At 39.1% G+C, this 19,618-nt stretch carries 22 protein-coding genes; 16 read left to right on the top strand and 6 right to left on the bottom strand.

The annotated features are described in order from the left end of the window. The first annotated feature begins 16 nt into the window (after positions 1 to 16). From V7266_RS21485 to V7266_RS21500, 4 genes are read left to right on the top strand one after another with little or no spacing between them, the layout of a single operon-like run. The gene (locus V7266_RS21485; protein ID WP_335470763.1) at positions 17 to 673 is read left to right on the top strand and encodes a sensor histidine kinase; all 657 of its coding nucleotides are present in this window, start codon (positions 17 to 19) and stop codon (positions 671 to 673) included. Between the two features lie 20 nt (positions 674 to 693). Further along, positions 694 to 1,347 carry a response regulator transcription factor gene (locus V7266_RS21490; RefSeq protein WP_335470765.1) on the top strand — a complete coding sequence of 218 codons (654 nt, stop codon included), beginning with the start codon at positions 694 to 696 and terminating at the stop codon, positions 1,345 to 1,347. Positions 1,348 to 1,360: 13 nt separating this feature from the next. Further along, positions 1,361 to 1,813 carry a GAF domain-containing protein gene (locus tag V7266_RS21495; protein ID WP_335470768.1) on the top strand — a complete coding sequence of 151 codons (453 nt, stop codon included), beginning with the start codon at positions 1,361 to 1,363 and terminating at the stop codon, positions 1,811 to 1,813. A gap of 19 nt (positions 1,814 to 1,832) precedes the next feature. Further along, positions 1,833 to 2,861, top strand: a complete 1,029-nt coding sequence (locus tag V7266_RS21500) for a PAS domain-containing sensor histidine kinase (protein ID WP_335470770.1) — start codon at positions 1,833 to 1,835, stop codon at positions 2,859 to 2,861. Between the two features lie 90 nt (positions 2,862 to 2,951). Here the strand turns inward: V7266_RS21500 and V7266_RS21505 are convergent, their stop codons facing one another. Continuing rightward, positions 2,952 to 3,416, bottom strand: a complete 465-nt coding sequence (locus V7266_RS21505; protein WP_335470771.1) for a low molecular weight protein-tyrosine-phosphatase — start codon at positions 3,414 to 3,416, stop codon at positions 2,952 to 2,954. A 182-nt stretch (positions 3,417 to 3,598) separates the two neighbouring features. Then, complete coding sequence (locus V7266_RS21510; RefSeq protein ID WP_335470772.1) at positions 3,599 to 5,257, bottom strand: glutamine--tRNA ligase/YqeY domain fusion protein; 1,659 nt, start codon at positions 5,255 to 5,257, stop codon at positions 3,599 to 3,601. 228 nt (positions 5,258 to 5,485) lie between these two features. On the opposite strand from V7266_RS21510, the gene V7266_RS21515 reads away from it, so the two are divergent. The 5 genes from V7266_RS21515 to V7266_RS21535 all read left to right on the top strand — a co-directional run bounded on the left by V7266_RS21515 (position 5,486) and on the right by V7266_RS21535 (position 10,922). Beyond that, a complete protein-coding gene (locus V7266_RS21515) occupies positions 5,486 to 6,466 on the top strand; it encodes a Gfo/Idh/MocA family protein (RefSeq protein WP_335470873.1) in 981 nt (326 codons plus the stop codon). Between the two features lie 130 nt (positions 6,467 to 6,596). Next, a complete protein-coding gene (locus V7266_RS21520) occupies positions 6,597 to 7,613 on the top strand; it encodes a 4Fe-4S binding protein (RefSeq protein ID WP_335470775.1) in 1,017 nt (338 codons plus the stop codon). Positions 7,614 to 7,726: 113 nt separating this feature from the next. Further along, entirely contained in the window at positions 7,727 to 8,323 is a 597-nt protein-coding gene (locus V7266_RS21525) for a TetR/AcrR family transcriptional regulator (protein WP_335470777.1), read from the top strand. A gap of 142 nt (positions 8,324 to 8,465) precedes the next feature. Further along, the gene (locus V7266_RS21530) at positions 8,466 to 8,840 is read left to right on the top strand and encodes an SCP2 sterol-binding domain-containing protein (protein ID WP_335470778.1); all 375 of its coding nucleotides are present in this window, start codon (positions 8,466 to 8,468) and stop codon (positions 8,838 to 8,840) included. Positions 8,841 to 8,954: 114 nt separating this feature from the next. Then, complete coding sequence (locus tag V7266_RS21535; protein WP_335470780.1) at positions 8,955 to 10,922, top strand: WG repeat-containing protein; 1,968 nt, start codon at positions 8,955 to 8,957, stop codon at positions 10,920 to 10,922. A gap of 70 nt (positions 10,923 to 10,992) precedes the next feature. On the opposite strand, the gene V7266_RS21540 is transcribed toward V7266_RS21535, so the two are convergent. After that, positions 10,993 to 11,343 carry a hypothetical protein gene (locus V7266_RS21540; RefSeq protein WP_335470782.1) on the bottom strand — a complete coding sequence of 117 codons (351 nt, stop codon included), beginning with the start codon at positions 11,341 to 11,343 and terminating at the stop codon, positions 10,993 to 10,995. Between the two features lie 285 nt (positions 11,344 to 11,628). Here V7266_RS21540 and V7266_RS21545 point away from each other — a divergent pair, with 285 nt between their 5' ends. From V7266_RS21545 to V7266_RS21565, 5 genes are all read left to right on the top strand, one after another. After that, positions 11,629 to 12,477, top strand: a complete 849-nt coding sequence (locus V7266_RS21545) for an MBL fold metallo-hydrolase (protein ID WP_420491474.1) — start codon at positions 11,629 to 11,631, stop codon at positions 12,475 to 12,477. A gap of 120 nt (positions 12,478 to 12,597) precedes the next feature. Continuing rightward, positions 12,598 to 12,897, top strand: coding sequence for a DUF5658 family protein (locus tag V7266_RS21550; RefSeq protein ID WP_335470785.1), 300 nt, complete (start codon positions 12,598 to 12,600; stop codon positions 12,895 to 12,897). Positions 12,898 to 12,997: 100 nt separating this feature from the next. Next, positions 12,998 to 14,143: a DEAD/DEAH box helicase gene (locus tag V7266_RS21555; RefSeq protein ID WP_335470787.1), complete on the top strand. Its 1,146-nt coding sequence runs from the start codon at positions 12,998 to 13,000 to the stop codon at positions 14,141 to 14,143. 91 nt (positions 14,144 to 14,234) lie between these two features. Then, a complete protein-coding gene (locus tag V7266_RS21560; protein ID WP_335470791.1) occupies positions 14,235 to 15,704 on the top strand; it encodes an amidase family protein in 1,470 nt (489 codons plus the stop codon). A gap of 55 nt (positions 15,705 to 15,759) precedes the next feature. Then, on the top strand, positions 15,760 to 15,894 hold the full coding sequence (locus V7266_RS21565; protein ID WP_255286495.1) for a hypothetical protein: 135 nt from the start codon (positions 15,760 to 15,762) through the stop codon (positions 15,892 to 15,894). A gap of 178 nt (positions 15,895 to 16,072) precedes the next feature. Here V7266_RS21565 and V7266_RS21570 read toward each other — a convergent pair whose 3' ends face one another. The 3 genes from V7266_RS21570 to V7266_RS21580 all read right to left on the bottom strand — a co-directional run bounded on the left by V7266_RS21570 (position 16,073) and on the right by V7266_RS21580 (position 18,360). Continuing rightward, positions 16,073 to 17,605: an FAD-dependent oxidoreductase gene (locus V7266_RS21570; RefSeq protein ID WP_335470792.1), complete on the bottom strand. Its 1,533-nt coding sequence runs from the start codon at positions 17,603 to 17,605 to the stop codon at positions 16,073 to 16,075. 140 nt (positions 17,606 to 17,745) lie between these two features. Continuing rightward, positions 17,746 to 17,892 (bottom strand): hypothetical protein, encoded by a 147-nt coding sequence (locus tag V7266_RS21575; protein ID WP_335470794.1) that lies wholly within the window; start codon positions 17,890 to 17,892, stop codon positions 17,746 to 17,748. Positions 17,893 to 17,973: 81 nt separating this feature from the next. Continuing rightward, the gene (locus V7266_RS21580; RefSeq protein WP_335470797.1) at positions 17,974 to 18,360 is read right to left on the bottom strand and encodes a DUF1360 domain-containing protein; all 387 of its coding nucleotides are present in this window, start codon (positions 18,358 to 18,360) and stop codon (positions 17,974 to 17,976) included. Positions 18,361 to 18,473: 113 nt separating this feature from the next. On the opposite strand from V7266_RS21580, the gene safA reads away from it, so the two are divergent. Both safA and V7266_RS21590 read left to right on the top strand, forming a co-directional pair. Further along, positions 18,474 to 19,085, top strand: a complete 612-nt coding sequence (safA, locus tag V7266_RS21585) for a SafA/ExsA family spore coat assembly protein (protein ID WP_335470800.1) — start codon at positions 18,474 to 18,476, stop codon at positions 19,083 to 19,085. Between the two features lie 153 nt (positions 19,086 to 19,238). Next, positions 19,239 to 19,586 carry a flagellar basal body rod protein gene (locus V7266_RS21590; protein ID WP_335470802.1) on the top strand — a complete coding sequence of 116 codons (348 nt, stop codon included), beginning with the start codon at positions 19,239 to 19,241 and terminating at the stop codon, positions 19,584 to 19,586. Positions 19,587 to 19,618 lie beyond the last annotated feature (32 nt).

The following is a 19,618-nucleotide window of genomic DNA, read 5'->3' on the forward strand; positions in this document are numbered from 1 at the left end:
AAAGGGGGGAACCTTAATGGATGATATACTACAGACCAAGCAAAAAATCAATTCTTATATTATTGATTCACAGGAAGAGGAAATAAAACGAATTGCCTTAGAGCTTCATGAAGGTGTTGGACAAAATTTATATAGTATTATGACAGGATTGCAGTTTGTGGAATCCGGGATCGCCGAGCAGAATATGAAGAGTTATGTGCGGGAAATGTCACAGCTTATTGAAAAAACGATCCGGGAGATAAAATTATTATCGGTAGAATTGCATCCTCCAACCTTATCAACCTTTGGTTTGCTTCCGGCAATGAAAAGCTATCTGAAGTTATATACATCTACGTTTGGAATCTTGGTGGACTTAGAATCAGCTGGAAAAGAGACCAGTTTGCCTGATCGCTCCAATATTGCCGTTTTTCGTGTTTGTCAAGAAGCACTGGTCAATATAGCCAAATATGCCGATACATCGAAAGTAAAAATGACCTTTCTTTGGACAGAAGAAGAATTAAAAATTACCATTTATGATTTTGGGAAAGGATTTCAACTCGAAGAACAAAACGGTGTTCATCATTCATCAGGACTTGCAGTGATGAAAGAAAGAATGCACCTCGCTGGCGGCATGTGTACAATATCTTCTAAAATAGGAGTAGGGACATCAATTGAGTTATTATTGCCCTTATAGAAGAAAAGGAGACTTTATCATTGATAAAAATTCTGTTAGTTGATGATCATGCAGTAGTCAGAAGCGGTTTAAACATGTTGTTGAATACGAATCCTGAACTGGAGGTAGTGGGAGAAGCATCTGAAGGAAACGAAGGGATCAAAAAGGCCTTAAAGTTAAAACCCGATGTTGTTGTCATGGATTTAAGCATGCCGCATGGAAAAGATGGCCTATCCGCAACAACAGAATTAAAAAAACTTATGCCTGAAGTCAATATACTAATCTTAACAATGCATGACGATGAGGAGTATCTCTTCCGTGCGATTGAAGGCGGCGCGTCTGGCTGTATTTTAAAAAGTGCTCCTCATGCTGAATTGATGTCAGCAATTGAATCGGTATCCAAAGGGGATGCCTATCTTCATCCTTCCGCACAGAAACGTTTAATGGAAGAATACTTGGCAGGGGCAAAGCAGGATAGCAATGATATGTATCACCTCTTATCTGACCGCGAACAAGAGGTACTCACCCTTATAGCGAAAGGGTATTCAAACAAGGAAATTGCTGAGCAGCTCGTTATTAGTGTTAAAACGGTTGAGACTCATAAAGGAAAAGTAATGGAGAAGCTGCAAATGAAAACCAGGCCAGAGCTGGTAGAGTATGCCGTGAAAAAAGGGCTCTTGGGTTATGGGTTGTAAGGGGGAGCCCCAGATGACAGAAATAAAGGAATTGCCAAAGGTTATTGAAATATGTAATCAACTAAAGGAACTAGTTTCTTGTGACTTTGTCGGTCTTGCCATTCAAAATAAAGTAGGCCCGGACGTAAGATGGCATTATGCAGTTGGAAACTTAAACGATAAATATAAACGAATAACCGTCCGTTTTGGAAAAGGCATAGCTGGAAAAGTCATTTCGACCGGAACCTCCATGATGATGATTGATTTTCCTTACCAAACTACTGACAAGATCACAGACTATCCGATTGCGCTTGCTGAAAAGCTGAACACGTGTTACGCGGTTCCTTTATTTTTTAATGGTGTACCAAAGGGGGTTCTACTGGCTGGTAACCGTGAATCTCGTCCTTTTAACGATCAGGATCAAGAATGTGTTAAGGAATCTGGTCAGGATTTAGAAGGAATATTAAAGGGAAATATTGGGCTTTAAATCAGGGGGAAAGATAGAGATGGATATTCAGCAGACAAGAAATGAACTGATGGATTATAAATTCGCCCTTGATGAATCTTCTATTGTCGCAATAACTGATTCGCGGGGCATTATTACATATGTAAATGATCAATTTTGCCATATTTCAAGATATGCACGTGAAGAGCTCATCGGTAATGATCATCGGATTGTTAATTCAGGGCATCATTCCAGAGAATTTTTCAAAGAAATGTGGAGAACGATTGGATCAGGTAAGGTCTGGAAGGGTGAAATTTTAAACAAAGCTAAAGATGGTACCTACTATTGGGTGGATACTACGATCGTTCCTTTTTTAAATGAGACTGGTAAGCCCTACCAATATGTTGCTATTCGTTATGAAATTACCGAAAGAAAACGTGTGGAGCAAGAACTTCAAAAAATGATGAGTTCTATTATTGAAGTACAGGAAGAAGAACGGAAGCGTCTGTCACGTAATTTACATGATGGGATTGGTCAAAATCTTTATAGTCATTTAATTACGATTAACCGCTTAATGTCAGAAATCGATCATCCACTGTTACAGCAGATGCAGGAGGAAGCGGCACAATTGATAGAAGAGATAAGGGAAATCTCGTGGGAGCTTCGTCCATCCGTTCTGGATGATCTTGGTTTAGTCCCGGCGATCCGTTCTTTCTTATCCCGATATTCTGACCATTACAATATCGATGTTTTTTTTGATTGTGTGTTAAATCAGCGTCTTTCCATCAATATTGAATTGACTATTTATCGCATTATTCAAGAAGCATTAACTAATATACGGAAATATGCGGAAGTACCTGAAGCGGCAGTAACGCTAAGGGAAATGGATGAGGTTATCCGGGTCATGGTGGAGGATAAAGGAAAAGGATTTGATAGAGCGAAACAGACCCTTGGAGTAGGTTTATTCAGTATGGATGAACGGGCACGCTCTGTCGGTGGTAATTTGTCTGTTTTTACGTCACCAGGAAAAGGAACAAAAGTAATTTTAGATATACCATTATTCCATAAAGATGAACCAGGGCTTCCGTAAACTTCCTGGTTCTGTTTCCGTTCGTAAAATTTTCAAACCACTTTAGAAATGAAACAGAAACTCAATTAATCTCTCAAGATAGATGCCTTGTTATAAGTTATGTTCGCTGCGTATTTTATTGAGTAATGCCCGGCACCCGGATGAAACAAGACGATAGGTTTCATCAAAATCACCTGTAAAAAATGGATCGGGGATATCTTTCCTGTATCTTGTCAGGTCGAGCAGCCTAATAATCTTTGGATGATTGGGTTTGTTTGTTATCCTGTAAATATTTTTTAAGTTGCTTTCGTCCATACCGACAATATAGTCGAATCTCCAAAAGTCCTCCTTCTTTAGTGTGCGTCCAATAAGCCCTTCAGAAGAGATTTTATATTTTTTTAGAATATCAAGAGTTCCTTCGTGCGGAGGGAAGCCGATTTGCCATGAACTGGTGGCAGCGGAATCAACTGCGATTTTACTGGTCAAATTTTCTTTTTTGACTAAGTTTCGAAACAAGGCTTCAGCCATTGGTGAACGGCAAATATTCCCCAGGCATACAAATAAAACGTTAATCATGTTACATAACCCTGCCCCTCTTAATTTAGGTTTTTTTCATTTACATAAGAGTCTATGTACAAAACAGAAATGTGGAACGGCGATGTTCGCAAATTTCATGTATGGCAAGAGCTTTTTGTTAATTAAGCCGAATATATAAAAAAGGCTCAGAGTTTTTTTTTACTCTGAGCCTTTTTTACTTGTTAGATTTTAAACGAACTTTTTAGTGAAACAATCCGATTAAAGACAAGCTTATCAACGGTTGTTTCTTTAGGGTCGACATTGAAATAGCCGTGACGGAAGAATTGAAATTTATCCTGCGGTCTGCTTTCTCTCATATTTGGTTCGACAAAGCCTTGCAGAATTTCTAATGAATTCGGATTGACTTGATCAAGGAAAGAAGTCTTCTCTTCATCATTACTGTTTTCTGAATCTTCAAGAATAAGCGGCTCATATAGGCGGAACTCGGCTGGAACCGAATGGGTAGCTTCTACCCAATGAATGGTTCCCTTCACTTTTCTGCCAGTAAATCCAGTTCCACTTTTGGTCATTGGGTCATAGGTACAGCGAAGTTCTACAACCTCACCATTTTCATCCTTAACAACTTCTTCACATTTAATGAAATAGGCATGTTTTAAACGAACCTCATTGCCAGGGAAGAGGCGGAAGTATTTCTTTGGCGGATTCTCCATGAAATCATCTTTTTCAATATAAATTTCACGAGAAAAAGGAATTTTCCTCATTCCCATATCCGGATTTTCTGGGTTAATTTCTGCATCCAGCAATTCAATTTGTCCTTCCGGATAGTTGGTAATCACTACTTTTAACGGGTTAATGATCCCCATTGTCCGAGGTACCTTTAATTTTAAGTCCTCACGTACGTAGTGCTCTAGCATTTGTGAATCAACAGCCCCAGAACCTTTGTGAACACCAGTTTCTTTAACGAAGGCACGAATGGATTCAGGCGTAAAGCCTTTTCTTCTCATTCCGGAAATAGTCGGCATACGCGGGTCATCCCAGCCATCGACAAATCCTTCCTCCACTAACTGCTTAAGTTTCCGTTTACTCATCACGGTATTGGTTACATTCAAACGCCCGAACTCAATTTGCTGAGGTGTGCTCTGCATTTCACATTGTTCAATAACCCAATTATATAATGGACGCTGGTCCTCGAATTCAATGGTACAAATAGAATGAGTTACCCCTTCAATGGCATCCTCAAGTGGATGAGCGAAAGCATACATTGGATAAATGCACCATTTATCACCAGTATTATGGTGTGAGGCATGCGAGATACGGTAAATAACAGGGTCGCGTAAATTGATATTAGGTGAACTCATATCAATTTTTGCCCGAAGAACCTTTTGGCCATTATCAAATTCACCGGCACGCATCCGTTTAAACAGATCAAGATTCTCCTCGATCAAACGGTCACGGTAAGGACTATTCTTTCCAGGCTCTGTTAAGGTGCCGCGGTATTCACGGATTTCATCTGCTGATAGGTCATCAACATAAGCAAGCCCTTTTTCAATTAATAAAACAGCTCGGTTGTACATTTCTTCAAAATAATTAGAAGCAAAGTATAAATTATCCCAATCGAACCCCAGCCATTTTACATCTTCTTTAATGGAGTTAACATACTCGATATCTTCCTTTAAAGGATTGGTATCATCAAAACGTAAGTTGGTTTCTCCATTGAAGTCATCTGCTAAACCGAAATTGATAATAATTGATTTAGCGTGTCCGATATGTAAATAACCGTTTGGTTCTGGAGGGAAACGTGTCACGATCTTTTGGTGCCTGCCCGATTCTAAATCTTTTATCATAATATCTTTTATGAAATTAGAAGTGTGATTTTCCACCTTTACAACCTCTTTTCTTCAGTGTCTGCTCCGGACCTAAGTTGAAGCCCTGCACTTTTCTTCATATCTATTACATATAACATAAAATCTGATATTTTTCCATTGTTCCCAACAATTCACGTTCAAAACAGGAAGAATATGAATTTTTCCTTGATTATATTGGAAAGTGAAACCTAAAAAGGATAAAATGGTAATTTGAAGTAATCAATAGGAAGAGGTAGGACTATGATCAAATTTGCTACAGTAGGTACAGGATGGATTACAGAATCTTTTATTCAGGCTGCTAAACTTAGTGAACAATACCAATTAGTTGGGGTGCATTCACGAACGGAGGAAAAAGCGAAACAGCTTGCTCAACACTATAACGCACCTCTTTATTTTACTGATGTAGATGAAATGGCTAAGAGTGAAGAAATCCAGGCTGTATATATTGCATCACCAAATTCTCTTCATTTTGAGCAAACCCTCACCTTTTTGAAAAATAAAAAACATGTTATCTGCGAAAAACCGATTTTTTCAAATACGGCTGAATTAGAAGAAGCCTACCAAACGGCTGAAGAAAATGGGGTCTACTTATTTGAAGCGATTCGAAATATACATACTCCTAATTTTAAAATCCTAAAGGAAAAACTGCACATGGCCGGCCCACTCAGAAGTGCAATCCTTCCTTATATGAAATACTCCTCCCGTTATGATTCATTTCTAAAGGGTGAGGAACCTAATATCTTCTCAGCGGCCTATTCAGGCGGGGCACTGGTTGATTTAGGGGTGTATCCTTTGTATTTAGCGGTCTGCTTGTTCGGGGAACCTCAACAGGTTTCGTACCACCCTGTTGTATTGCGAAGCGGTGTCGACGGGAGTGGAACATTACTTTTAAATTATGAAGGATTTGTTTGTACTGTTCTTTGTTCTAAAATAGTAGATTCAATTATTCCTTGTGAAATTCACGGAGAGAAGGGGACGTTTGTCCTTGAAGATGCCGCCCCAATCTCAGAAATTACATTCCATGATACACGTACAAAGGAAAGTAAAATCTTAGGTGTGGACCAAGAAGAACAAAACATGGTTTATGAATGTATTAATATCGCGAAGATAATGGAAACAAATAATCTTAAAGAATATGAGCAATTAAAGGATTGGAGTAAAATCGTCCTTCGGATTACCGAAGAGGCCAGAAAGCAGAATCATATCATGTATAAGGCAGATTAATTCATTTATTGACAAATTTAAGAATGGCAATGTGACATTTTTTCGACATAAAGGAATCGAATGATTTATATCACTTACCTCCCAAAAAGCGTTCATTATAGTTAGGTTAATAATGAATGGAGGAAGCTTTATGAAGTCAAAAGCATGGTATAGGAAGCAGTTGAAACGTAAGCCCGTGCAGTTCGCCAGATATGCCGTTCAAGCTGTGTTTTTGTTGTTTTCACTCTATATAGGTCTGCAATTTTATCAATTTTACGATCATTTTGTAACAAATGGAAAAGCACCTTTTGTGGAGCGTCCATCTGCTGTAGAGGGATTTTTGCCTATCAGTTCCCTTGTTGCCTTGAAGGTTTGGCTGACCAGCGGGGATTTTGATATGATTCATCCGGCGGGTCTAGTTTTGCTCTCGTTTTTTGTCGGGGCAGGAATCCTTCTCCGTAAATCCTTTTGCAGTTGGATTTGTCCAGTGGGTACAGCAAACGAACTGATTGCCTGGCTTGGCAGAAAGATGTTTAAAAGAAACTTTGATCTGCCTAAATGGCTTGTTTGGCTCTTAACCCCCATAAAGTATATGCTGTTGTTATTTTTTATCGCTATGGTTCTTCAAATGGATATCTTTAGTGCCAAAAGTTTTCTCGTAGATAACTATAATAAAGTTTCAGATGTGAAAATGCTGCTTTTATTCTTAAACATTAGTGGATTTACCTTGAAGTTCATTATCGTTATTTTTATTTTATCTTTATTCTTTCGGAACTTCTGGTGTCGTTTTTTATGCCCATATGGTGCATTCATTGGCCTGGGTTCCATTTTAAGAATAACCAAAATTGAAAGAAACATTGATACCTGTACCAATTGTGAAATGTGTACAAAGGTATGTCCACAGCGATTAAAGGTTCATCAGGTGGAAAAAGTAACGTCTCTAAATTGCTCAGCCTGTATGTCTTGTGTAGAGGCATGTCCGATTAAGGATACGTTAAACATGACTGTAGCAAAGAGAAAGGTAAATAAATGGTTTGTTCCGGTGACGTTCTTTGTTTTATTCTTCGTGGTAGTTGGTGTTGCGAAAATGACAGGCCACTGGAATACGATAATTACTTATGCTGAATGGAAACAATTAATCCCGGAAGCCCGGTATATTGGTCATTAGAAATAAGCAGCCAGGTGGCTGTTTATTTTTATACCTGCATATTGTCGGTCATCGCTTTCTTTCTTAAAATGAAGATGAATACGTTGTCGTATTAAATGGATGGGACTGATGTCATGTTATTTTTAGCGGAAATGCCAAAAGAAGCGAGAGACAAAATTCTATATGCGGGTCTCTTAAGGTTCACCACAGAAGGCTTTAAAGCAACCTCCGTTCTGGATATTGTTGAAATGGCGCGAGTCTCAAAAACGACCTTTTATCAACATTTCTCAAGTAAAGAGGAATTAATGGCTGGGCTGTTAAGGGTTGTTACCGAGGAAATTCTCAACGAGGTTAGGCACTCAACCGCTCGAGAGGAGCGTAATGCCTATAAGGCTTATGCAGGGATACGCCGCTATATTGAAATTTGTTTTACCGATATAAAGGCTGCTACCCTGATGTTAGTTGAATCAGTGGGTGTTTCACAAGAAGTGGAAAAGGTTAGAAGTGAAGCGCATCGCCTTTTTGCCCGGCTTATTTTTCAAACCGTGAAAGGTTCTCTGCCTGAAACGGTTTCAGAGAAGGAAATGCATATTGTATCACAGGCAATGGTAGGGGCCATCAACGAAGTGGTTGTCCAACATTATAATCAAGCAGCTCCCATTGAGTTTGATGAGCTTGCCCGCCTGCTAAATCGTATTGTAATCAGTGCTTTTGCCCATTTAGGCAATTAATCATGTGAGCTCCTTTTTAAAAGTAAAAGAGGCAAATCAGGCTTTGCTTAATTTGTCTCTTTTCTGCGAGAAAAGGTGAAAAGATATCATTGAACAATACGGATACGTACTAGTATCATTAAGCTATACTGTTTTATAAGGGGTGTTGTCGTTGTCAAAAACCATTGAAGAGTATTCTCTACAGGATTTAATGAATCTGATTGAAGAAATTATAAACAAGAATCCTGAGCCGATCCAAGGGTTTACGGCCATTTATCAGTTCGATATTCACGGAGTGGAACAGAATATCTTTCAACTTCATTTCAAAGATGGAGGTGCAGCAGTCATTAGGGGGGAAAAGGCATCTGCCGATTGTACCTTGAACATGTCCTTAACGAATTTTCAGCTGTTCTTGTTAGGGAAGTTGAATGGAACAATGGCTTTTATGACTGGTAAACTAAAAATTCAAGGAGACATTGGCAAAGCACTCAAAATCGAGAGCATCCTTAAAGAGTACAACGTGAAGGAGAATTTATAAGAGATTGGCCTAGATAGTACACCCCAGCAGTGTGCTATTTTTATATTGGGAAAATCATATCACACAACCGCCCATCTCATTCATATATATATTAAAAAAAATGGGTGAGAAACAATGGTTGAATTAAATCAAGTGGTAAGCCTGGTTATACCTTACCTCCCCGCTGGAGCAGAAATCTTATACCAAAACGATCAAGCCATTGTAAGATGGGCAGACTTGGATGGTGACGGTATTAATGAAGTCTTTGGTCTTTATCGTTATCATCAACGGCCATATTTGTTTATTTTAAAGAATCCGTATGGCTTTTATCTATCCTATTTTCCAGTTTCTAAGTTAGTTGAGAAAAGTGCAGAACGGGTACTTAATGGAATTTTTGAAATAAGAGCCGTTTATTTATTCCCAGTCGCAATTAGGGAGATTGGCGGAAGTAAGTGGGGATATATCAATCCGAAAGGCCAAATTGTTTTTCCTCCAATTTACGACCATGCAGGGGATTTCCAAGATAATGATTTAGCGATTATAAGCTTAATGAGTAAAACAGGTGTTATCAATGAAAAAGGTTATTTAATCGTTAAGCCAAAATATGATACCATCCAGCCGTTCTCAGAAGGCCGCTCCGTGGTAAATGACCACGAAGGCTTCAAGGTGATAGATGAAAGCGGTAAAGAAGTAACTGAAAAAGCATACTCTTTCATAAGTCCCGCATATAAAGAGGGTCGCGTAGAGGCGGCAGAAAATGATGTGCAGGGAAATTATTTATATGGTTATTTAAATAAACGGGGTAAAGTGGTAATCCCTATGATTTATGAATCGACCAATGAATTTAAAGAGGGAAGAGCAGTTGTAAAAGAAAAAGGAGGTCATTATCAACTAATTGACCTTACAGGGAATGTACTGCATACCTACCCCTATGCATGGGTTGGAAACTATGGACAGGGTCTTCTTTCTTTTAAAAGAAGTAATGATGGGCTATTTGGCTATATTGATGTTGAAGGTAACATTGTAATGGAACCAAAGTTTACAATGGCTGGACATTTTATAGACGGGCGTGCCATTGTCAGTCTAGAAATTAATAAGAAGGAACTCTACGGACTAATTAATCATGCTGGACAATTTGTTATAAAACCAAATTATAATCAAATTTTATATTTAGGAGAAAAACGGTATGCCATCGGAAAGGAAGTAGATCCAAAACAGGCATGTATGAGATCAATTTTTGCTTTGGCAACCGATGAAGGACTTATTTTTACTGGGTTCCTTTTTCGTGAAATTGGATATTTTCAGAACGGAATGTTATCTGTCTCGGATGATCAGCATACTTACTTTATCGATAAACAAGGGAACCAAATGGAACATCTGCCCCAAGTAACTGGCAGCGGGCAGCTTAGTTTCGAAACGACTTTAATAAAGGGTTTTATTGATCAGCGCTTGATGTATTTTAGCCAATCGAATGAGTTGATTTGGAAACAAGCAGCTAATTTTCCGTTAAATAAGCAATATGCTGTAGTGGAACATAAATATAAACCAAATTATGATTACCTCGTTTATTACCCTGAGATTAAGGGGATGGGAAATCTTAATCAAGTAAATAAGACTTTAAAGGAAATGGCTGGGGTTAAACCAGTGCCTTCCATTCCTTTGGAATCTAATTACACAGGCGATTATGAGATTACCTTTTACGAGAAAAATTTATTGGTGATTGAAATAACAGGGTATGATTATCCTTTTTGTGCAGCTCACGGCATGCCGATAAAGAAATATGCTCATATAAACCTTAAAACGGGCAGGTTGTACCAGTTAAAAGATCTCTTTAAATCAGGGAGCCCTTATGTAAAGGAGATTAGTGATTTAATTACAGACCAAATAAAAAGTAATGACCAACATTCTTACCTCTTTCCCAATGAATACCATGGTATTCATTCAGATCAGCCATTCTTTATTAATGCTGCTGGTTTAAATATCTTCTTTCAACCATATGAAATTGCTGCTTATGCTGCTGGTTTTCCTACCTTTACAATCTCTTTTAATGAACTAAAGGAATGGATTGATGTCAACGGTGAATTTTGGAGAGCTTTTCATTAAGGGGGAATGTCTAAATAAAAAGGCGTGTAACCATTTGGATACACGCTTCTTTGGCATTGACGAACATTATCTAAACATACTTCTTCCTAAACACAAACCAGTAGCTGCTAAGTCCGATAATGAGGAAAAGACATACTGCTATAGGAACCACGTAGTCTTTAACAGAAGGTTTAACACTCTGTTTTTTCATAAGTGAAACCGCACTTTCTGTTTCTTTATTAGAGTCTTCTGTATCTGTAGCTGATATATTTGGGTTCGTATTTGAGACTGTCACCACAGTTAATGCTGAATGATTATCAAACGATTCTGTTTGAACAGAATCGAATTTAGGAGTAGATACTTCTGAGTGTGTATAAGCAAAGCTATTTGTTCCAAATAAGAAGAACAAAGATGAGACGAGAAGAGCAATTCTGCTAAACATCATATTCAACTCCGTTAAATTGTTATCTTAATGTTATTCTATCATCAATCGCACATGGTTAAATTGAATTAGCGACAATGTTCACAAACCTTTCGAATTTAAAAAACTTTTATTTATATATGTTTTCTTGAAATAGGTGTGTACATCGCTTAGGGGATAGTTAAAAGAATAAATTCTTTATTAAGAACATAGTTGTTTGTTATAATATATTAACCTCGTGGCAACTAGAAACATTTATAAATTTACTTTCCGGGTTAAATACTAATCAAAAAAGGGGGTACTTCATTGGATCAGACTCAGGATAGTAAATTCGAAGATTCATTTCTGCCAATGACTTCCATTGGCAGCGGGATTGGTGTTGCTGTTCTGCCAGATGTTTATTGTTATACTGACCAAATCGTCAATCTTGTCCTGGTAGGAAATCCAAGTGAGACAAGTGAATTTGTGCTAGTAGACACGGGAATGCCAAAGTCAGCGGAACAAATTAGTGACATGATTCAGAAGCGGTTTGGAGAGGGTGCCATTCCGAAGGCAATTATCCTCACGCATGGACATTTCGATCATGTTGGGTCGATTGCAGCTTTATTAGAGGATTGGAATATACCTGTATACGCACATGAAAAAGAGCTTCCCTATTTAACGGGCAAACAGGATTATCCGCCGGGGGATCCGAATGTAGACAGTGGGTTTGTAGCCAAGATGTCACCGATGTTCCCAAACCATGGGATTGATATTAGTGCTCACGTTCAGCCACTTCCAAGTGACGGAACTGTTCCATATATGTCTGGGTGGAAATGGGTATTTACCCCAGGCCATTCTCCTGGGCATATCTCATTGTTCCGTGAACAAGACAGAGCATTGATTGCAGGAGACGCTTTTGTCACCGTAAAGCAGGAATCTCTATATAGTGTTCTAACACAATCAAAGGTAATCAGCGGTCCGCCGAGATATTATACAACTGATTGGGATGCTGCATATGAATCCGTAAAAAAATTGGAGGCACTAAAGCCGCAATGGGCTGTGACAGGGCATGGGATCCCGATGAGCGGAGAGGAACTTTCAACAAATCTTCAATACTTGGTAGATCATTTTAATGATATCGCTAAACCTGAAAGCGGGAAATATGTAAATTAGGAAAAAGATTAGGTTGCTGACAGCAGCCTTTTACTCCGTCTGCTGGTTCGTAATAAAGAATGTATTTGCATATAAATAGATAGAAAGAATGGTGTTAACAGTTCGTGTTAGGGAGGTATTATGAAGCCTTGTATTTTTTTGCTTGCTGCTGGATTGATCGATGCAATCTTCACACATGTCGGAATTTCAACAGGTTTTATTAAAGAAGGAAACCCAGTAATGAGAGAAGTCATTAACAAGGGGTGGACCTATTTTTATCTGATTAAGATATTTCTCCCGCTGTTTTTACTGGGTTTATTTTATTTTCGGCCCTTTAAGGGAATGATTCGAATGCTGCTCATTTCAACCTGTGTTCTATATTTATCAGTCCTTGTTTATCACGTGGTCTGGGTTATTCTTTACTTTAATACTTCTATTTAATCCAAACTAGACACCTTAAGAATAATAAGATAGTATCAATACGATATGGGTTAACAAATAATAAAAGTAAATAATGATTTAGATATAGAAGGAGTACGAAATGTTAAACACCTTACAACCTTTTTTACAGGAAGCATGGCAAAAGTCAGGCTTCCAAGCACCAACATCTATCCAGGAAACAGCGATTCCACTCATACTCGAAGGCAAAGATGTCATTGCCGAATCACCGACCGGTACGGGAAAGACGCTTGCTTACTTGCTTCCATTACTAAATAAAATCGAGAGTAATACGCCTTCCTTACAGTCTGTCGTTTTAGCTTCTTCACAGGAGCTGGTCATGCAGGTTTATCAAGAGTTCCAGAAGTGGTCAGAGGGAAGCGGGATTCGGGGCACCTCTATTATTGGCGGAGCTAACCTAAAACGCCAGCTTGAAAAATTAAAAAAACGGCCTCATGTTATTTTTGCTACTCCGGGACGGTTACTGGAATTAATCAAGCAAAAAAAGGTGAAAATGCACGAAGTTAAGATGGTTGTCCTGGATGAGGGTGACCAGCTGTTAATTCCGGAGCATTTGCAGACGGTTCAGCAGATTGTAAAATCAACACTCGGGGACCGCCAAGTCGTTTTATTTTCGGCAACTATGAAACCGGCAACAGAAAAATTAGCGAAGGAAATGGCAAATGAACCTGAAGTTTTGCGGATAAAAAAAGACGAGGCCGCATCTTCTGGGGAAGTGGAACATATCTACTTCTTGTCTGAGCAAAGAGATAAAATCAAATTGTTAGAAAAAATTGTCCGCCTTGAAAACAGTAAATCACTTGCCTTTATCAATGATATTGGTGAGATTCAAGTATTCAAAGAAAAATTGTTGTTTAAGGAGTTATCCATTGGCATCCTCCATAGTGATATGAAAAAGCTTGAACGCCAAGCCGCCTTAAAGGACTTCCGTGATGGGAAAATGAAAATGCTGATTGCCACAGATATTGCCGCTCGGGGTCTGGATATTCAAGGTGTCAGCCATGTCGTTCAGATCGACTTCCCCAAGGATATTACCCAATATGTGCATAGGGCCGGGAGAACGGGAAGAATGGGAGCTAATGGGACGATTATTTCACTAGTTACCGAACGTGAAGAACGTGAACTGAAGCGTTTTTGCCGGGAACTACAAATCCCGCTTCACAAAAGAGTATTTTATCAAGGGAAAATTGTGGCGGAAGACCAGCGTCAGCAAAAACTAAAACGGTAAGAAAAGTAGTGGTATCTTCCACTGCTTTTTTCATTAAAAGGATTTTTTGTGGCTCCACTGGAATAGTAAATGGAAACAGGGGGGAAGAATCATGCAAAATCCAAAATTGAAAAAATTATATGATGAATGGCTTGAGGAGGCCACGATTCTTGAGATGCAAGAAAGACTAACAAGTGGTGAGCTTACATCAAAGGAGCTCGTGCTGCTGTACCTAAAGCGGATCTCTATTTTGGATCAATCCATTCATTCCATCCTTGAGATTAATCCTGATGCTTTGCATATCGCAGAAGCTCTTGATACTGAACGGAAAAAATCCGGGCCGCGCACGCGGTTACACGGTATTCCTATTTTAATTAAGGATAATATTGATACAAACGACAAAATGCACACTAGTGCAGGGTCTTTGGCATTAAAGGATTCAATTGCCTTGGAGGATTCTGCTGTAGCAGAACAATTACGTCAAGCAGGGGCCGTTATTCTAGGAAAAACCAATATGACAGAGTGGGCCAATTTTATGGCATATGGAATGAAAAGCGGTTATAGCTCTAGGGGCGGGCAAGTCCTAAATCCGTATGGTCCTGAAAAGTTTGACGTTGGCGGGTCGAGTTCTGGCTCAGGTGCCGCGATTGCCGCTAATTTTGCAGCCGCTGCTGTTGGCACGGAAACATCCGGATCGATTTTAAATCCCGCTTGCCAGAACTCTTTAGTAGGTATCAAACCAACGGTTGGCTTAATCAGCAGGAGAGGGATTATCCCCATTGCACACTCCCAAGATACAGCAGGACCAATGGCAAGAACAGTTCAAGATGCCGCCATTTTACTGACTGCATTATGTGGAAGCGATGATCGTGATCCCATTACCAAAACCAACCCTTTAATAGGGACAGATTTTACCGATTTTCTGCGAAAGGATGGCCTTAAAGGAAAAAGAATTGGCATCGCAACGGAAGGATTTATCGAGCGTTTAAATAAGGATAAGGCCGACGTTGTGACATCCGCATTGGAAATTTTACAAAGCTCAGAGGCTGATGTAGTTGAGAATATTTCCATTCCTTCAGTCAAAGCAGAATGGAAGTATGACGTTTTAACGTATGAATTTAAGCCAGATCTAAACGCTTATTTAAGTAAGCTGCATCCTTCCATTCCGATTAGAACGCTTGCTGATTTAATTGCCTATAATAAGGAAAATCAAGAACAAATGCTTAAATATGGACAAGCTGTACTCATCGAATCAGAAGAAACAAACGGCTCACTAACGGAACAGGCATATATTGATACATTGGAGTTTGATGTTTATCATTCCACTAAGCAAGGGATTGATTTTGCGCTTGAAAATAATCGCCTAGATGTAATCGTGATTCCTAATGATGAAGCGTCGCACATTAGCGCAAAGGCTGGATATCCAACGGTAACCGTTCCGATTGGTTACACTGCAGAAGGAGAACCGGTCGGCCTTTCGTTCGCAGGAAAAGCCTTTAGTGAACCGGTTTTAATTGAAATTGCCTATGCCTTTGAACAAATTACCGGCTATCGGAAGCCGCCAGTTTTAGGGGAGGAATAGGGGGAATCTGTTTCATCCATACTATAAATGATTTTCTTGAAAAGGAGATGGTAGTGTGGGAAAACAGAAGCTAGGTAATGCCAATGCCCAGCGTAATAACAATCGTAAGAAGGGCATGAAAGATAGTGCTGAATTAGTGGAATTTACAACGGGTGAAGAATTAAAACTGAATCGTCCGAATAGCAAATAAAAGGTAACGCCTCCTCCCGATCGGAAGGAGGCGTTTTTTGAATTCTTGTGATGGTTTGTTAATATATCTTATTTTTTGTTAATATCCTTGAATTTTTTGTTAATATATCGATTTTTTTGTTAATATCGGATGGTTTTTTGTTAATATAATTCGAACTAACTAATCTTCCTCTTAAAAATTACTCTCCCTGAAGCAGCTCTAACGGCTTTTTAGTTGGACCCTCAATCACATCGCCTGCATACGAATAGCGGGAGCCGTGGCATGGGCAGTCCCAAGACTTTTCAGCACGATTCCATTCACATTCACATCCAAGATGAGTACAGGTCGTATCGACAACATAGAGCTTGCCATTTTCATCCTTATAAGCACCTGCTCTTTTGCCACGATACATCACAACCGAACCTTCACCATCCTGTAAATCCTCTGGTACTTTTTCAACTATTTCAAGCTTGCCTTTGAGTAAGTGCTTGGCAACATCGGCATTAGTCGAAATGATTTCCTTTAAATCAGGATCAGCATGAAAGCGGGATGGTGAAAATAATGCTGCAAAACGATTTGTGCCCCCGACAATATAATCTTTTAAAATTTGACCTGCCAAAATACCAGTGGACATTCCCCATTTTTTATAACCGGTTGCTATTAAAACATTTTTTCGTTCTACCGTATATGGACCAATATAAGGCATTTTATCCAAGGTCACATTGTCTTGAGCAGACCATCGGTATTGGTACTCCTTAAGGCCAAAAACCTCTTCTGTAAAGGTTTGAAGCTCTTCAAAGTGCTTTAAGGTGTCAACACCTTGTCCTGTTTTGTGGTTCTCGCCGCCAATAATCAACAGATTTTCGCCATTATCGAGCGGGGTATAACGAATGGAACGTGACGGACTGTCAGCGCTGATATACATACCGCCAGGATATTCCTGCTTCGTTTTGATCCCGATGGCATAAGAACGATCGGCATACATTTTTGCAAAATATAGTCCTGGTTTATCATAAAAAGGAAAATGCGATGCAATGATCACATGCTTAGCTGTCACTCTTTGTCCGTTTTTTGTGATAACTTTTGGCTCCGTAAAGTCATCCTCTATATTATCTGCAACCGTATTTTCATAAACGGAACAGCCCGCTTGAACGGCCTCATCTAAAAGTGCTTTTAAAAATTTTAATGGATGATATTGCGCCTGATTACTCATCATCAGAGCGGCTTTTACAGGTATTTTAAAGGGAATCGAATCTTTCAAGGCTCCTTCAATATCAAGACTCTTGTAAGCTTCCCACTCAGTCTTTAGTTTGTCTGCATACTCATCCGTTGTGGCATATACATAGGCATCCTGCTTACTAAAGTCGCATTGAATCCCCTTCTCATTCACAGTATTCTCCACAAACTGAACAGCCGTCATCATGGAATCATAATATAGTCTTGCTTTTTCCTTACCGAAATGATTAATAAATTCATCATAAATAAGCCCATGCTGAGCTGTTAATTTTGCCGTTGTGTGTCCGGTAGTTCCGTTTAAGATTCCTCCCGCTTCAAGTAAGGCTACTTTTCGACCTTCTTTAGTAAGCAAGTAGGCCGCAGTAATCCCCGTAATCCCAGCTCCAACAATGGCAACATCTACACTTATATCTTGCTCTAAGGGCTTAAAAGTGGGTAATTCAATTTCACGCCAGTATGTTCGAGGAAACCGTTGGGGGTTTTCAGATAGACTCATATGTATTCCTCCACTTCAAAATAATCACATGTTTAATTTTTCCTAAAATGAAAAAATCATGTGAAGTAAGGGAGAACTTTATTTTATAGAAAAAAACTCGCCGATTGGCGAGTCCATATTGATTTACAAAATGAGGGATGTTACATGGATTCTTGATCGGAATTAATATTATCAATCCGTTTCGCGTCGTCTGTATCCATTCCCTGCCGTAAGAAATGAATAAAGATTCCGCCAGCAAAACCAAGACAAAGGACAAAAGCGATGGTTGTAATCCACCAAATGGCCACCTGAAAATCCCCCTTTACATATGCCTTGCTTAGAAGCATATCTAAATATATGCGCACGGGGATGTAATTTTGTCACTTGTCTTAACTTTTGTTACTGTCTTTTTTGTGCAGCTCGGAGTAGTAATCAACCTTTTTTATGTTCACTCCGACAAAAGTTTCGATAATTGATTGGCCGCCTGCAATCGAGAGAATTAAAATAATGACATAGGTGACCTTGGGGAAGAGCAAGTAGGAACCGCCTAAAAAAAAAGCACTCCACACCCCTGCACACCAATAGCATTTTAATAAATAGCCAAACATGGAGGTGGGAACTTCCTTTGTGGTGGTTCCCTCGTTCGTTTCCACCTTGACCTTTTTTACAAATGGTCTACGGATAAATTCAGTAATTTTATCAAAAACAATTAAATGGGTTAATCGGTAGCTAGCTAAAATTAACATGATATAAGTCATTCCAGAAATGTCTGCCACTATTAGTCCTCCAAAGACTGCTAAGTTTGTAGTTCTACTGCCTGAAAAGTTTTTTTCGCTGCCTGTATATTTTGAACCGGAAATCAAAATTATATATCGAGGAGGCGAATAAAATGAAAAAATCTTTTTGGTTTAGTTTTCTGTTCTTAGTTTCTTTATTCTGCATTCCAAGTGTCTCTTTTGCCCAACAAATCTACACGGTTCAATCAGGGGACTCACTTTGGAAAATTGCTGTCAGGTACCAAGTAGGAATTAGTGAGCTGATTTCAGCAAACCCGCAGTTTAAGAATCCTAACTTAATCTATCCAGGTCAAAAGGTAACCATTCCTGATCTAAGCGGTGTAAAATCAATTGAAAACCAGGTTATTCAGCTTACAAATCAAGAGCGTGCTAAGAATGGTCTGCCAGCCATGACAGCAGATTGGGAATTGTCACGGGTTGCACGCTACAAAGCAATGGACATGCGGGACAAAAATTATTTTAGTCACACAAGTCCGACATATGGCAGTCCTTTTGACATGATGAAGAATTTTGGTATTTCTTATCGTACAGCAGCGGAAAATATTGCTGCCGGACAAACCACACCACAATCAGTGGTACAGTCATGGATGAATAGCTCAGGTCACCGTGCCAATATCCTAAGCTCCAACACTAGAATTGGAGTTGGTTACGCTAAGGGCGGTTCCTATGGCTATTACTGGGTCCAGATGTTTATATCTAAATAATGTAAAACCAAAGGTCAGTCTCTTAAGCAATCGATTAGGAGGCTGACCTTTTCTACGTCTTAAGACCGATAGAAAAATCAAGCTTAGGCTCAATTATGGGAGCCAAGGAAAAAAGGTATGATGAAAACAAGAAAAGAAAGGAGTGAAACAAAAATGAAAAAGTTTGGTTTACTGTTAGCCGGGGGAATTGCGGCATTCATCCTCCTGACAACCATTGGTCCAATGGTTGGATTACTCGTAAGTGTGGTTTTACTATATTTCATCTTTAAGCAATTCTTAAAAACAAAATCTATTGGTGGACGAATTGGGCTGGGGATCATTGGCTTTATTGTCCTAATTGCATCACTTCACAATTTACCGGCAATTATTGGTCTAGCAGCAGCATACGTTTTATACCTTGTTTATAAAAAGTGGAACAAGAGTAAGGTCAACAAAATAATCGAAGCTGATGATCCATTTAGTAATTTTGAAAAACAATGGAGCGAATTGAAACATTATTAAAAAGTGTAATTTATTAGGCTGTGTTAAAGGTT

Source organism: Neobacillus drentensis (assembly GCF_036965645.1).
In the GTDB taxonomy this organism is placed as follows: domain Bacteria; phylum Bacillota; class Bacilli; order Bacillales; family Cytobacillaceae; genus Neobacillus; species Neobacillus drentensis_D.

Coding starts and splice junctions, on each gene's coding strand:
- V7266_RS21485 (WP_335470763.1), top strand. CDS start 17: ATGGATGATATACTACAGACCAAGCAAAAAATCAATTCTTATATTATT.
- V7266_RS21495 (WP_335470768.1), top strand. CDS start 1,361: ATGACAGAAATAAAGGAATTGCCAAAGGTTATTGAAATATGTAATCAA.
- V7266_RS21500 (WP_335470770.1), top strand. CDS start 1,833: ATGGATATTCAGCAGACAAGAAATGAACTGATGGATTATAAATTCGCC.
- V7266_RS21505 (WP_335470771.1), bottom strand. CDS start 3,416: ATGATTAACGTTTTATTTGTATGCCTGGGGAATATTTGCCGTTCACCA.
- V7266_RS21520 (WP_335470775.1), top strand. CDS start 6,597: ATGAAGTCAAAAGCATGGTATAGGAAGCAGTTGAAACGTAAGCCCGTG.
- V7266_RS21525 (WP_335470777.1), top strand. CDS start 7,727: ATGTTATTTTTAGCGGAAATGCCAAAAGAAGCGAGAGACAAAATTCTA.
- V7266_RS21535 (WP_335470780.1), top strand. CDS start 8,955: ATGGTTGAATTAAATCAAGTGGTAAGCCTGGTTATACCTTACCTCCCC.
- V7266_RS21540 (WP_335470782.1), bottom strand. CDS start 11,343: ATGTTTAGCAGAATTGCTCTTCTCGTCTCATCTTTGTTCTTCTTATTT.
- V7266_RS21550 (WP_335470785.1), top strand. CDS start 12,598: ATGAAGCCTTGTATTTTTTTGCTTGCTGCTGGATTGATCGATGCAATC.
- V7266_RS21555 (WP_335470787.1), top strand. CDS start 12,998: ATGTTAAACACCTTACAACCTTTTTTACAGGAAGCATGGCAAAAGTCA.
- V7266_RS21560 (WP_335470791.1), top strand. CDS start 14,235: ATGCAAAATCCAAAATTGAAAAAATTATATGATGAATGGCTTGAGGAG.
- V7266_RS21570 (WP_335470792.1), bottom strand. CDS start 17,605: ATGAGTCTATCTGAAAACCCCCAACGGTTTCCTCGAACATACTGGCGT.
- safA (WP_335470800.1), top strand. CDS start 18,474: ATGAAAAAATCTTTTTGGTTTAGTTTTCTGTTCTTAGTTTCTTTATTC.
- V7266_RS21590 (WP_335470802.1), top strand. CDS start 19,239: ATGAAAAAGTTTGGTTTACTGTTAGCCGGGGGAATTGCGGCATTCATC.